This is a genomic window from Pseudomonas sp. BP11-1-1, assembly GCF_052112105.1.
Lineage (GTDB): Bacteria > Pseudomonadota > Gammaproteobacteria > Pseudomonadales > Pseudomonadaceae > Aquipseudomonas > Aquipseudomonas alvandae.
The window spans coordinates 166,014-178,918 of record NZ_JAUTYU010000007.1 but is presented as its reverse complement, the minus strand read 5'-3'; the positions used below and the strand labels follow the sequence as shown (position 1 = coordinate 178,918).

The 12,905-nt window shown below is 61.1% G+C and carries 11 protein-coding genes; 5 read left to right on the top strand and 6 right to left on the bottom strand.

What is annotated here, in order from left to right:
* Positions 1–203 precede the first annotated feature (203 nt).
* Complete coding sequence (locus Q7C33_RS16625) at positions 204–2,276, bottom strand: TerD family protein (protein ID WP_407683799.1); 2,073 nt, start codon at positions 2,274–2,276, stop codon at positions 204–206.
* 571 nt (positions 2,277–2,847) lie between these two features.
* On the opposite strand from Q7C33_RS16625, the gene Q7C33_RS16620 reads away from it, so the two are divergent.
* The 5 genes from Q7C33_RS16620 (at position 2,848) to tadA (ending at position 6,204) form a co-directional block, all read left to right on the top strand.
* Positions 2,848–3,123, top strand: a complete 276-nt coding sequence (locus Q7C33_RS16620) for a hypothetical protein (RefSeq protein WP_030139573.1) — start codon at positions 2,848–2,850, stop codon at positions 3,121–3,123.
* A gap of 4 nt (positions 3,124–3,127) precedes the next feature.
* Positions 3,128–3,652, top strand: coding sequence for a helix-turn-helix transcriptional regulator (locus tag Q7C33_RS16615; RefSeq protein ID WP_030139572.1), 525 nt, complete (start codon positions 3,128–3,130; stop codon positions 3,650–3,652).
* Between the two features lie 138 nt (positions 3,653–3,790).
* Positions 3,791–4,186: a DUF6632 domain-containing protein gene (locus Q7C33_RS16610; RefSeq protein WP_030139571.1), complete on the top strand. Its 396-nt coding sequence runs from the start codon at positions 3,791–3,793 to the stop codon at positions 4,184–4,186.
* Between the two features lie 144 nt (positions 4,187–4,330).
* Positions 4,331–5,707 carry a multicopper oxidase family protein gene (locus Q7C33_RS16605; protein ID WP_198796303.1) on the top strand — a complete coding sequence of 459 codons (1,377 nt, stop codon included), beginning with the start codon at positions 4,331–4,333 and terminating at the stop codon, positions 5,705–5,707.
* Positions 5,707–6,204, top strand: coding sequence for a tRNA adenosine(34) deaminase TadA (gene tadA / locus Q7C33_RS16600; RefSeq protein ID WP_323155358.1), 498 nt, complete (start codon positions 5,707–5,709; stop codon positions 6,202–6,204). The genes Q7C33_RS16605 and tadA overlap by 1 nt, the downstream gene beginning before the upstream one ends.
* 122 nt (positions 6,205–6,326) lie before the next feature.
* Here the strand turns inward: tadA and cmoB are convergent, their stop codons facing one another.
* The 5 genes from cmoB to Q7C33_RS16575 all read right to left on the bottom strand — a co-directional run bounded on the left by cmoB (position 6,327) and on the right by Q7C33_RS16575 (position 12,677).
* Positions 6,327–7,283, bottom strand: coding sequence for a tRNA 5-methoxyuridine(34)/uridine 5-oxyacetic acid(34) synthase CmoB (gene cmoB / locus Q7C33_RS16595; protein WP_198796305.1), 957 nt, complete (start codon positions 7,281–7,283; stop codon positions 6,327–6,329).
* The gene (gene cmoA / locus Q7C33_RS16590) at positions 7,280–8,023 is read right to left on the bottom strand and encodes a carboxy-S-adenosyl-L-methionine synthase CmoA (protein WP_407683798.1); all 744 of its coding nucleotides are present in this window, start codon (positions 8,021–8,023) and stop codon (positions 7,280–7,282) included. Before cmoA ends, cmoB begins: the two co-directional genes overlap by 4 nt.
* Before the next feature lie 104 nt (positions 8,024–8,127).
* Positions 8,128–8,520, bottom strand: coding sequence for a protease inhibitor I42 family protein (locus tag Q7C33_RS16585; protein ID WP_030139566.1), 393 nt, complete (start codon positions 8,518–8,520; stop codon positions 8,128–8,130).
* Between the two features lie 209 nt (positions 8,521–8,729).
* Positions 8,730–11,144, bottom strand: coding sequence for an endopeptidase La (lon, locus tag Q7C33_RS16580; RefSeq protein WP_030139565.1), 2,415 nt, complete (start codon positions 11,142–11,144; stop codon positions 8,730–8,732).
* A 219-nt stretch (positions 11,145–11,363) separates the two neighbouring features.
* A complete protein-coding gene (locus Q7C33_RS16575; protein ID WP_030139564.1) occupies positions 11,364–12,677 on the bottom strand; it encodes an MFS transporter in 1,314 nt (437 codons plus the stop codon).
* Positions 12,678–12,905 lie beyond the last annotated feature (228 nt).

The window sequence follows — 12,905 nt, the reverse complement described above, 5'->3', positions numbered from 1 at the left end:
GGTTCTGAAATCGATGCAACGTCGATTTTGTCATCGGAGGGAGGAAGGGGCGTCTTCAGCCTCTTCCTTCACTCTGACGAGCCGGTTGTTAGAAATAATCGTTTTTGTGCGCGGCGCTTGTTATCTAATCATTTTTATCCCGTTCTAATCGATGGCTGACAGGGCCAGGCACGCGGCGATCATGTCGAAGGCTGGTTCAGGCATCAGAGAAACTCTGCTCGAATCAAATCCGTATCGAACGGCGTAACCCCTTGGTGAGGCGAAAATACCGCCTGTGCCTGTTCCGGCGAAGCCACCCGTTCTCCTCGCGCACGCACATGTAGATCGAACAGCGTCTCCAGATCCGGACGTGGCGTGTGCACCAAGGCCCGCAGCATCAACGATATCCCACTCAGGTTGTTCTGAACGTTGTTCCATCGTGGTGAAGATGTGAGCCCTAGATCGGCCCAAATCACGCGCCGCTCCTGCAAGTCGATCACGAACGGCAGACAGATCTGTGTATCGGACGCGATGTCGAGACGGTCGATCACGGATCGCGGTTCGAATACTTCACCCGATGCCACGTCAGCACGGGCCATCCAGCCAGCGAAGCATTCGGGAAGGTCGCAGTACGGCTGCTCGGTATAAGAGTTGATGGACGTGACGACGTAGCGAATACCCTTCTCGAGGAGGGCATCAACGTCAAGGTCGATGAATTCCGAAGCGCCGTGGGGCGCGTCGACGATGTCACCGCTGTGGTAACCACCGAACGCCTTCAGGTTGTAGTACGAGACAGTTTGCATGAACACGAAACGGGTGTTGAAAAAAGCAGCGGACAAGTCGATGTCTGTGCGTTGACCGCCGTTTTTCCACCAGAGGAACAGGCGAATGAAACGCGTGTCAGGCATAGGCAACCGGCTGCCTCGCACCAGCGTACGCAGCGACTTCGATGCGGCACGCTGCGCAAGTGGCACTCTGTATTCGTGCAGTGAGGGATCAATGAAGCAGCGGCCTAACGGAGGCAGCGACGCGAAACGCTTGATCAGAGCGTCCTCGCAAATTTGGGCCGCACGTGCCAACACCTCGGGTGTGAGAGGTTCACGTCGATCCTTGATGCCATAGACTTTGGCCAAGGCTCCTTTCGGTGTGAAGGCCCGCAAGGGCAGGGGACGCGGGGCTCTTACTTGGGCCAGCACCTGCAGCAGGATGGGTGAAGAGACCTGCGTCGCGACAGCCTCGAAAGCATCGAGCACGGCATCTGGATCGGTCGCACGGCGCAAGGTCACATCCAGCCGTCGAGCGAACTCACCGGGACGATCCTGCAGTATGGGCGTAAGCGCGGCGATCTGACGCTGGGCAAGCAGTGTTTCGACACGTGATCCAAACGAGGCCGGCGCGTCGTTGCGGCGCGCTGCCGTGATGGCGGCGAGTGCGCGTGGGTACTTATCGGCATACTCCCCCGGATGCAGCACTTCGGCCAGGCGCTTCCAGCGTTCGGCATGGCGCATCACATCTTGCGTAGCGCTGGGGGCGCGATCGAGTAGGCGCAACAGCAGACGGCGCGTCGCGCGCTTCATCGCCGTGAAACGAGTTGAAGCTGTCGTCAGCGACACGTCTCCTCCAGTCAACGCGACCGCCAGCCGTAGCACGTCCGTCGCCGTTTCGACGTTTCGTTCCAGGAAGGCGTCCAGCCGTGCATCGCTGGCTACATGCAGGAGCAGTGCGCCGCCAACCAATGCACGGGTTTCCCGAAACGGTACGGCTTCCGGCAGCAGACGGAACACGTCGCTTTTGTACGCTCGGATAAACCAGACGACATCAGTAGTTTCCTCATCGGAGAGCGAGGTACGCGCGGAAACCAGCGGTTCGAGCATCGACTCGAATTCAGAGACGCTTCCCAGTTCGATGACCCGGGATACGAAATTCCCTTCCAACATCACAGGTCGAGGGTGCTCTTCGGGTGGCAAACGCCAAAGCGTGAGGTAGTGCAAGACGGCGGTAAGATACAACTCCGCTTCGGAAGCCTTCAGTACTTGTTCTGGAAAGGCTGGGTAAAGCGGCCTGTGGTGCACATGGGCGCCGGTCTGCCGCCGAAGTACCCCGACAATTTCGCGCAGCCAGTGTGTGAGTTCTGCCGCCGAGAGCATGATGATGCGCTCAATCAATGGTTCCGATAGCACGCATCGGAACGCGGCGATTTCCTGGACAGCCGACGCGACCTGGGCGCGCGTGGCACCGCCGGTGCCCGTCGGGACGTGAACCTTGCTGCGGCGACGCAGGAACAGCTCCTGATTCATGCTTGATTCTCCCTTTGGCCGCCGTTGTGATTGGGCAGCAGCGTCGCGTGTGCAGTCGATATGAAAACGCCTGCAAGAAGCAGGCGCGGTGTGGAGAGCGGAACCCCTAGGTCATGAGGGATAGAAGGAAGGTGTTCCATAGCCACGGCGGCATTGTACGGAAGGTGGGGGCTGCTTGTCAGGCAAACACATAGCTTGAAACGTACTCGATTCTCAGCCGGCAATTTTCCTTTAATTGCTTCCGGACTTGGAAGCTCCCCCCACAGGACCGTTCCGTCGACCCGGAACCGCGGCGAGACAGCTGGCTCCCGCTGGAGTGCCAAGCGCCACCGTCACCTTTCGCTACGATTTCTTGCCTCAATAGGCGCAGAAGAGTGCTTACCATCGGCGGCGATGCCCGGCTGGTTTCGCCGGCGTGCTCGCAAACGCTGGCGCGTGCTCACCGACGTCCGCGCACAGTTCATCAAGTTGCTATCGACCAACGTGAGCGCGGCTGAATGCTGCGTTTGAAAGAGTGCGCAGGGTTGTCATTTGACAACCCTGCGTTTCATGCGAATACTGGAGATCACGGATGACTCGTCCAACGCACCCGAAAAAAGAGATTGAGGAAGCGTTAAGGCATGCCGAAGGGCACGGCTGGCGCATAGAAGTCGGCGGCAGCCACGCTTGGGGGCGGTTTTACTGCCCGTCCAAAGACGTGGAGTGCCGTTGCGGTGAGTTCTGCATCACTTCGATATGGAGCACGCCGAAGAACCCAGGCAACCACGCGCGAGCGTTGAGACGCGTCGTGGAGAATTGCTCGAGGCATCGCAATCAGCGCGATGCGGATCACGATGCTAAGGAATAGAACGATGGAATATATCTTTACCTTGAAATATCAGCTTGTTGATGACGGCTGTGCCATGGATGAATTGGTCGAGCGGCTGGGTGAAGCGGGCTGCGACGATGCCCTGGTTGGTATCGGGCAGCCCGGACGGATGGCGCTTGAGTTCACTCGCGATGCGCCTGATGCGGTCGAGGCCGTGCTTAGCGCTCTGGCCGATGTCCAGCGCGCGGTGCCATTGGCCAAGTTGATCGAGGTTGCGCCTGATTTAGTCGGTCTGACAGACGTCGCCGAGATCGTAGGCGTGTCTCGGCAGAACATGCGCAAGCTGATGTTGGCTCATCCGGGCAGCTTCCCTACGCCGGTGCATGAGGGCAGTACATCCATTTGGCATTTGGCGGACGTTCTCAGCTGGCTTCAGGCCAAGGGCAGCTATTCGCTTGCCAGGAACGTGCTGGATGTCGCGCAGGTGGCCTTGCAGGTCAACGTTGCGAAAGAAGGTCGACGATTTTCTGGCGTGGCTTTTAAAGAGCTGGACGCTTTGGTTGTGTGACAATCTTGGAGGGCTGCTGCGCAGCCCTGCGGGAGTAAGCTCCCTCGCCACATGGAAGGTCGATGTGGGGTTTCAGGCGCGTTCTATACTCCGGGCTCCCTTTGCCGTGAAACACGCGTCGCAATCCAGGAGCCCGCCATGAACGACGTTCAAAAACTCGCCGCGCTGCGCATCGTCTTGATCCTGGTTGGTCTGATTGCCGTTTTCGCGATCTGGCCGCTGATGATCCTGTGGCCGTCCGGCTGGGCATGGCACAGCGGCCATTCCGACTATCCGCTGATGATTGTCGGCATCTACGCGACGCTCGGCGTGTTCCTGCTGAGGGCCTCCCGCGAGCCGATGAAACACTTGAGCCTGATCGGGTTCACGGTGTGGTCGAGCATCGTGCATGGCGCGATCATGGCGGTGCAGTCGTTTGGCGTCGGGATGGACGGGATGTCGCACTACGGGCACTTGCTCGGCGATGTGCCTGCCTTGTTCGTCGTCGCGGCGGCGCTGGCCTTTTTTACGCCTCGGGGGGTAAACGCGCGCTGACCGCTCGGTTCATTCTTTTGTCGGGAAGTGACCACCACAGGTTTTTTTCATCTTCGTTTCCTTACCGTTTCTCATCTGCGGGTGTATCGTATTCGCCTTTTGCGGGCCCACCGGTCCGTCGCAGATGCAGAGGTAGTCGCGTTCATGTCCTTTACCCGTCGCCAAATTCTCGGTGGCCTGGCCGGTCTTGTTGTCGTTGGCGTGGGTGCAGGCGGTGCGTCGCGGTATTGGCTGGGCAAGATGGCCGATGCTGACGCCGGTCACGACTATGAATTGATCGCCGCGCCTTTGGACGTGGAACTGGTGGCCGGGCACAAGACCCAGGCCTGGGCGTTTGGTCCGTCAGCGCCGGGCACCGAACTGCGGGTCCGCCAGGGCGAATGGCTGCGGGTGCGTTTCATCAATCACCTGCCGGTCGCGACCACGATTCATTGGCACGGCATCCGCTTGCCGCTGGAAATGGACGGCGTGCCGTACGTCTCGCAGCTACCGGTGTTGCCGGGTGAATATTTCGATTACAAGTTCCGTGTGCCGGACGCCGGCAGCTATTGGTACCACCCCCACGTCAACAGCAGCGAAGAGCTTGGACGAGGATTGGTCGGGCCGCTGATCATCGAAGAGCGCGAGCCGACCGGTTTCAAGTTCGAACAGACCTTGAGCCTCAAGAGCTGGCACGTGGACGAGCAGGGCCAGTTCGTCGAGTTCAGCATTCCCCGCGAGGCGGCGCGTGGTGGCACGGCCGGGCGGTTGTCGACCATCAACGGTGTGCCGCAGGCGGTCATCGATTTGCCGGCCGGGCAGATCACTCGCGTGCGCTTGCTCAACCTCGACAACACGCTCACTTATCGCATCAACATTCCTGGCGTTGAAGCGCAGATCTATGCGCTGGACGGTAACCCCATCGAGCCGCGCCCATTGGGCAAGGAATACTGGCTGGGGCCGGGCATGCGCATCTGCCTGGCGATCAAGGCGCCGCCGGCCGGCGAAGAATTGTCGTTGCGCAATGGCCCGGTACGCCTGGGGACATTGCGTTCGGTACCCAATAACGACGCGCCGAGCCCATGGCCGCCTGCATTACCGCCCAACCCGGTGTCGGAGCCGGACCTGGCCAATGCCGAGAAACTCAACTTCAATTTCGAATGGGTCGGCTCGGTGTCGGTCAACACTGACAACGGCAAGCCGCCGAGCCTGTGGCAGATCAACGGCAAGGCTTGGGACATCACCGACAAAACCTGCGCCGACCGGCCGATCGCCACGCTGAAGAAAGGCCAGAGCTACATTTTTGAATTGAAAAACATGACCCAGTATCAGCATCCGATCCATTTGCACGGCATGAGCTTCAAGGTGATTGCGTCGAACCGCCACAAAGTCATCCCGTATTTCACCGACACCTACCTGCTGGGCAAGAACGAGCGGGCGCAGGTGGCATTGGTGGCGGATAATCCGGGCGTGTGGATGTTCCATTGCCATGTGATCGACCACATGGAAACCGGCCTGATGGCCGCCATCGAGGTGGCGTGATGCGCCAGATTCGCCCCGCCAGGATCATTGACCGCAGCCGTGACCAGGATTTCATGCGCGAAGCCCTGGCTCTCGCGGCACAAGGCGCGGCGCTGGGCGAAGTGCCGGTGGGCGCGGTGCTGGTGCAGGATGGCGAGATCATCGGGCGCGGCTTCAACTGCCCGATCAGCGGCCACGACCCCAGCGCCCACGCGGAAATGGTCGCCATCCGCGTCGCCGCCCAGGCGGTGAGCAACTATCGCCTGCCGGGCAGCACCCTCTATGTGACCCTGGAGCCGTGCAGCATGTGCGCCGGCCTCATCGTTCATTCACGTATCGCCCGGGTCGTCTATGGAGCGCTGGAGCCCAAGGCAGGGATTGTGCAGAGCCAGGGACAGTTTTTCAGCCAGGGCTTCCTGAACCATCGGGTGATGTTCGAGGGTGGGGTGTTGGCTGAGGAGTGCAGCACGGTGCTGAGTGAATTCTTCAAGGCCCGAAGAGCCAAGTCTTCAGACTGAACACTGACCCCCTGTGGGAGCTTGCTCGCGATAGCGGTCTGTCAGGCGACATCTCTGTTGAATGTCAGGTCGCCATCGCGAGCAAGCTCGCTCCCACAGGGGTTTTGTGGTGCTTGGACTGGTTATTTGCGCGCCACAATCACCGCCCGCATCGGCGCCGGCAGGCCTTCGATGGTCTTGCTGTGGTCTTCAGGGTCGAGGAAATCGCTCAGCGACTGATATTTCATCCACTCGGTGCTGCGTTGTTCTTCCACGGTGGTCAGGCTCACGTCGACGCAGCGCACATCGCTGAACCCGGCGCGGCGCAGCCAGCGTTCCAGTGCGGGCACTGACGGCAGGAACCACACGTTGCGCATCTGCGCGTAGCGGTCCTCTGGCACCAACACCTGATGTTCGTCGCCTTCGATCACTAGGGTTTCCAGCACCAGTTCGCCGCCCTTGACCAGGCAATCCTTCAAGGCGAGCAAATGCTCGATCGGCGAGCGGCGGTGGTAGAACACGCCCATGGAGAACACCGTGTCGAAGCCTTCCAGCTCCGGCGGAAGAGCCTCGAACGGGAATGGCAGGTGCCAGGCGTTGGGCTGCGACAGGTAGCGCTGCACCGCCTGGAACTGGCAGAAGAACAGCCAGTTGGGGTCGACACCGATCACCGTGTCCGCCCCGGCACCGAGCATGCGCCACATGTAGTAACCATTGCCGCAGCCCACATCGAGGATGCGCTTGCCCTTGAGATCGAGATGCGGGGCGACGCGTGACCATTTCCAGTCCGAGCGCCATTCAGTGTCGACGTGTACGCCAAACAGGTCGAAAGGCCCTTTTCGCCATGGCGACAGGCCCATCAACGCGGTACGCATTTGCGCCCGGGTCTCGTCGGAACAATCGGTGTCGAGGGTCAGGCCATTCAGCAGATCCACGGTGGTGGGCTGCAAGACAGGCAGCGCATCGAGCGCGCTTTGCCAACGCTCCAGGTCGCCGTGGCCCTTTTCCATCTTGGCGTCCAGCTGCGCCTGCAGCGTCGCGGCCCAATCGGCCAGGGGCGTGCCGGCCAGGTGGCGGGCAAGGGGAGACAGATCAATCATGGCAAGGCAATCAACGAGGCGAAGTTAAGACACTGGAACCACGGCACGACTTTCGAGAACCCGGCCGCCAGCAGGCGCTCGCGGTGTTCTTCGAGGCTGTCGGGCTTCATGACATTTTCGATGGCGCTGCGTTTCTGGGCGATTTCCAGTTCGCTGTAGCCGTTGGCGCGCTTGAAGGCCACGTGCAGGTCGGTGAGCAGCGCGTGTTCCTCGGCATCGTTGAAGCGCAGCTTCTCTGAAAGGATCAGGGCGCCACCGGGCAGCAACGATTGGCGGATGCGGCCGAGCAGCGCGGTGCGCTGGTCCGGCGCGATGAATTGCAGGGTGAAGTTCAACGCCACCACCGAGGCCGGCTGGAACGCCAGGGCCAGGATGTCGCCCTCGATCACCTCCACTGGCAGCAACTCCTGGAACATCGAGTCCTGGCCGTTGAGGTATTCGCGGCAGCGCTCGACCATGGCCGCCGAGTTATCCACCGCGATCACCCGGCAACCGTCGGTGCGCACATGGCGGCGCAGGGCCTGGGTCACCGCGCCGAGGGACGATCCCAGGTCGTACAGCACGCTGTTGGGCTGGGCAAATTGCGCCGCGAGCACACCGAGGTTCTCGACGATGGTCGGGTAGCCAGGCACCGAACGCTTGATCATGTCCGGGAACACCCGCACCACGTCTTCATTGAAGGCGAAGTCAGGCACCTGGGCCAAGGGTTGGGCGAATAGGTGATCGGGTTCTTTGCTCACGGCGGTTCCAGCGGCTGGGGGGCGAAAAGGCCGGCATTTTAACCAGAAAATCATCGGTTCTGTGCGGCTTTCAAATGGGCGTTTGCCTATCAGCCAACCCCTGCTCAATTCACCGAAATGGCGCAGTCAAAGGTTTCCACGGGCGGCACTTCCGGTGCCCACGGCTGTTGATAAGTCAGGCGCAAGCGCCCGGTGCCACCCGCAAACGCCTGGAAACGCCAGGTCGATACCCCGGCGGCGCCGACCACGCCAGCGTCCTCGGGGTTGCGATAGACTTCCGGGCCAAGGCCTTTTAGAACGCCGCCGGCCGAGTCCTGGATACTCCAGCGATAGCCGGTGGTGGGGTTGCTCGGCAGGCTCAGGATCAGGTTCTGCCCGCTGTTGAGTCGCACAGGGCACTGACTCTGCTTCTCCAGCGTCACGTTCTGTTTCGGCTGCGTGGCGCAAGCGGTCAGCAGGGCGAGGCTGACCGGGACGAGTAGGCGGGTGAGGGACATAAAGACTCCGGCATTCACGACGAACGGCGAGCATAACCGAAGATGCTACTGGGTGTGTCAGGTGGAAGTGCGCGGGTGCGGATGGCGCCTTCGCGAGCAAGCCCGCTCCCACACAATTTGGGATGGATCACAAGTATTGTGAAAACCACAAATCCCCTGTGGGAGCGAGCTTGCTCGCGATGAGGCCAGTACAAAGCACTAGAGAACGATCAGAACAACACCTTCGCCACATCCGCAAACCGCTTGGCGAAATGCACCGTGACGCCTTCCTTCAGATAATCCGGCAGTTCCTCGAAGTTACCTCGGTTGGCGTCCGGCAGGATCAGTTCGTTGATCTTCTGTCGTCGCGCCGCGATGACCTTCTCGCGTACGCCGCCAATCGGCAGCACGTGCCCGGTCAAGGTCAGTTCGCCAGTCATGGCCACGCCTTTCTTCGGCGGCTGGTTGCGCGCCAGGGACAGCAGGGCGCTGGCCATGGTCACGCCGGCACTCGGCCCGTCCTTCGGCGTGGCGCCTTCCGGTACGTGCAGATGGACAAAGGCCTCGTCGAAGAACTTCGGATCACCGCCGAACTGCTTCAGGTGCGAGCTGACATAGCTGTGGGCAATTTCCGCCGATTCCTTCATCACCTCGCCCAGTTGCCCGGTCAGCTTGAAGCCGCGATTGAGGGTGTGGATCCGCGTTGCTTCGATCGGCAACGTGGCGCCACCCATGCTGGTCCAGGCCAGGCCGGTGATCACCCCGACGCCGGACAGCACCTGTTCGTTGCGGAACACGGGTTTGCCCAGGGAGGCCTCGAGGTCCTTCGGTCCGAGCTTGATCACTGCTTTTGGATCGTCGATCAGTTTCATCACGGCCTTGCGCACCAGTTTGCCCAGTTGCTTCTCCAACTGGCGCACCCCGGCTTCACGGGCGTAGCCGTCGATAAGGGCCTTCAGGGCGCTGTCGTTGATGCTCAGGCTGCCCTTGGACACGCCGGCCTTGGCCAGTTGCTTGGGCCAAAGGTGGCGCTTGGCAATGGCGACCTTTTCTTCGGTGATATAGCCCGACAGGCGAATCACTTCCATGCGGTCCAGCAGCGGGCCGGGGATCGAGTCCAGGGTGTTGGCGGTGCAGACGAAAAGCACTTTCGACAGGTCCAGGCGCATGTCCAGGTAATGGTCGAGGAATTCGACATTCTGCTCGGGATCGAGGGTTTCCAGCAGCGCTGACGCCGGGTCGCCTTGGTAGCTCTGGCCCATCTTGTCGATTTCGTCGAGCATGATCACCGGGTTCATCACTTCGACGTCCTTGAGCGCCTGCACCAGCTTGCCCGGCTGGGCGCCGATGTAGGTGCGCCGGTGGCCCTTGATCTCGGCTTCGTCGCGCATGCCGCCGACGCTGAAACGGTAGAACGGCCGCCCGAGGGATTCGGCGATCGATTTGCCCACGCTGGTCTTGCCCACGCCCGGTGGGCCCACCAGCAAGACGATGGAGCCGCTGATTTCGCCTTTATAGGCGCCCACGGCGAGGAATTCGAGGATGCGGTCCTTGATGTCGTCCAGGCCGGCGTGGTGCTGGTCGAGTACCTTGCGGGCGTGCTTGAGGTCGAGCTTGTCCTGGCCATACACGCCCCACGGCACCGATGTCGCCCAATCCAGGTAATTGCGCGTGACGGCATATTCCGGTGAGCCGGTTTCCAGGATCGAGAGCTTGTTCATTTCCTCTTCGATGCGCTTCTGGGCCTGGGCGGGCAGGACCTTGCCTTCCAGGCGCTGCTCGAATTGTTCCAGGTCGGCGCTGCGATCATCCTTGGTCAGCCCCAGCTCCTGCTGGATGACCTTGAGCTGTTCCTTGAGGAAGAACTGGCGCTGATGTTCGCCGATCTTGCTGTTGACCTCGGCGGAAATCTCTTTTTGCAGCCGCGCGACCTCGACTTCCTTGCGCAGCATCGGCAGCACTTTTTCCATGCGCTTGAGCATCGGCACGCAATCGAGCACTTCCTGCAGCTCGCTGCCGGTGGCGGAAGTGAGCGCGGCGGCGAAGTCTGTCAGTGGCGATGGATCGTTGGGGCTGAAGCGGTTGAGGTAGTTCTTCAGCTCTTCGCTGTACAGCGGGTTGAGCGGCAGCAGCTCCTTGATCGCGTTGATCAGCGCCATGCCATAGGCCTTGACCTCATCGGTCGGCTCGCTTGGTTGGTGCGGATACTCGACCTCCACGAGGTACGGCGGGCGATGATGCTTGAGCCAGGTGCGGATGCGCACGCGGGTCAGGCCCTGGGCGACGAACTGCAATTTTCCGGCTTCACGGCTGGCGTGGTGAACCTTCACCAGCGTGCCGTACAGCGGCAGCTTCGAGGTGTCGAAATGGCGCGGGTCTTCCTGGGGACTGTCCATGAAAAACAGCGCCAGGGAGTGATGTTCGGATTTGGCCACCAATTCCAGGGTTTCGGCCCACGGCTCTTCATTGACGATGACCGGCAGCACCTGGGCCGGGAAGAACGGGCGGTTGTGGATCGGAATGATGTAGACCTTGTCCGGCAGGCTCTGGCCAGGCAGGGCCAGGCCGGTGCCGGAGGAAGTGTGTTCGATGTGCTCGGATTCAGCGTATTCGTTCGTGGCTTCAGTAGAGTGCTGGTCGCTCATGGGGCACCTGCGCAATGGAGTATGGATCTTAGATGGGGCAGGTGAGGGGTGGTTTCAATGGGGGGATTGTTAACGGCTATTTCATTGGAGCGCGTTGGTCCGGAGCTGCCGAGCGAAGCGAGGCTGCGATCTTTCTCCTGATGCTTGAGTTCCAAGCGAAAGATCAAAGGATCAAAAGATCAAAAGATCGCAGCCTGCGGCAGTTCCTGCAGAGGCGCGTCAGGCGACCCGGTTCAAGTCGTTATGACGCGTTTCCTTCAGGCACATTACCGCGATCACGCTGAGCACTGCGGCCCCGGAAACGTACCCGCCGACGTAGCTCAGGCCACCCATCGCCACCAGCTTCTGGGCGAAGAACGGTGCGGCGGAGGCGCCGACAATACCGCCCAGGTTGTAGGCCGCCGAAGCACCGGTGTAGCGCACGTGCGTGGGAAACAGCTCCGGCAGCAACGCGCCCATCGGGGCGAAGGTCACGCCCATCAGGAACAGTTCGATGCACAGGAACAGCGCCACGCCGCCAGTGGACCCTTGGGTCAGCAAGGGTTCCATGAGGAAGCCCGAGGCCACCGCCAGCAGGCCGCCGCCGATCAATACTGGCTTGCGGCCAAATCGGTCGCTGGCCCAGGCCGACAGCGGTGTCGCGGCGGCCATGAACAACACCGCAAAGCACAGCAGGCCAAGGAACGTCTCGCGACTGTAGCCCAGGCTCGCAACGCCATAGCTCAGGGAAAACACCGTGGAGATGTAGAACAGGGCGTAACACACCACCATCGCCGCCGCGCCGAGCAATGTGGGCGCCCAGTACTGGCTGAACAACTCGACCAACGGGATTTTCACTCGTTCCTGGCGGGCCATGGCACTGGCGAAAACCGGCGTCTCATGGAGCTTGAGGCGTACGTAGAGGCCGACAATCACCAGTACGGCGCTGAGCAGGAACGGAATCCGCCAGCCCCAGGACCGGAACTGCTCGTCATCCAGGGTCATGGCCAGGGTCAGGAACAGCCCGTTCGCCGCCAGGAAACCGATAGAAGGGCCCAGTTGGGGGAACATGCCGAACCAGGCACGCTTGCCTTTGGGCGCGTTCTCGGTGGCCAGCAAGGCCGCGCCGCCCCATTCGCCGCCAAGCCCCAGCCCTTGGCCGAAACGCAGCAGGCACAGGAGGATGGGCGCCCAGGCGCCGATGCTGGCGTAGCCGGGAAGCACACCGATGAGGGTTGTACAGACGCCCATCAGCAGCAGCGATGCCACCAGTGTCGATTTGCGTCCGATGCGGTCGCCGAAGTGGCCGAACAGCGCCGAGCCCAGCGGACGGGCAAGGAAGGCGATGCCGAAGGTCAGGAAGGACGACAGCATCTGTGCCGTGCCTGAGGTTTGCGGAAAGAACACCGGCCCGATCACCAGGGCGGCGGCGGTGGCATAGACGTAGAAATCGTAGAACTCGATGGCGGTGCCGATGAAACTCGCGGTCGCCACGCGGCTGGCCGAATTGGTCGGCTGGACAGGCACGGCGTCGTTGCAGGTGGTGGTTGTCATGCGGTTATCCCTGACAGTCATGTGCTCCGTTGGAGCGAATTATTATGGTCGAATACCCAGGGATGTGGGGTGGGCGCTGTCGCTGTTCCGGGTAGGAACAGTCGCAGGGATGAAGCGGATATTGCGGTGAACGCCCCGGAACCTTCCGTGCGCAGGGTAGGCTCGGGGCTTGGGCGGGGCTGGATAAGCGAATTGAGTATAAGAAGGAGGCTAACGAATCAACAAGTG

Excerpts from the sequence above, each read along its gene's own strand:
- Q7C33_RS16585 (WP_030139566.1), bottom strand. The coding sequence starts at position 8,520 with ATGTCCCTCACCCGCCTACTCGTCCCGGTCAGCCTCGCCCTGCTGACC.
- Q7C33_RS16610 (WP_030139571.1), top strand. The coding sequence starts at position 3,791 with ATGAACGACGTTCAAAAACTCGCCGCGCTGCGCATCGTCTTGATCCTG.
- tadA (WP_323155358.1), top strand. The coding sequence starts at position 5,707 with ATGCGCCAGATTCGCCCCGCCAGGATCATTGACCGCAGCCGTGACCAG.
- Q7C33_RS16625 (WP_407683799.1), bottom strand. The coding sequence starts at position 2,276 with ATGAATCAGGAGCTGTTCCTGCGTCGCCGCAGCAAGGTTCACGTCCCG.
- Q7C33_RS16620 (WP_030139573.1), top strand. The coding sequence starts at position 2,848 with ATGACTCGTCCAACGCACCCGAAAAAAGAGATTGAGGAAGCGTTAAGG.
- cmoB (WP_198796305.1), bottom strand. The coding sequence starts at position 7,283 with ATGATTGATCTGTCTCCCCTTGCCCGCCACCTGGCCGGCACGCCCCTG.
- Q7C33_RS16615 (WP_030139572.1), top strand. The coding sequence starts at position 3,128 with ATGGAATATATCTTTACCTTGAAATATCAGCTTGTTGATGACGGCTGT.
- lon (WP_030139565.1), bottom strand. The coding sequence starts at position 11,144 with ATGAGCGACCAGCACTCTACTGAAGCCACGAACGAATACGCTGAATCC.
- Q7C33_RS16605 (WP_198796303.1), top strand. The coding sequence starts at position 4,331 with ATGTCCTTTACCCGTCGCCAAATTCTCGGTGGCCTGGCCGGTCTTGTT.
- Q7C33_RS16575 (WP_030139564.1), bottom strand. The coding sequence starts at position 12,677 with ATGACAACCACCACCTGCAACGACGCCGTGCCTGTCCAGCCGACCAAT.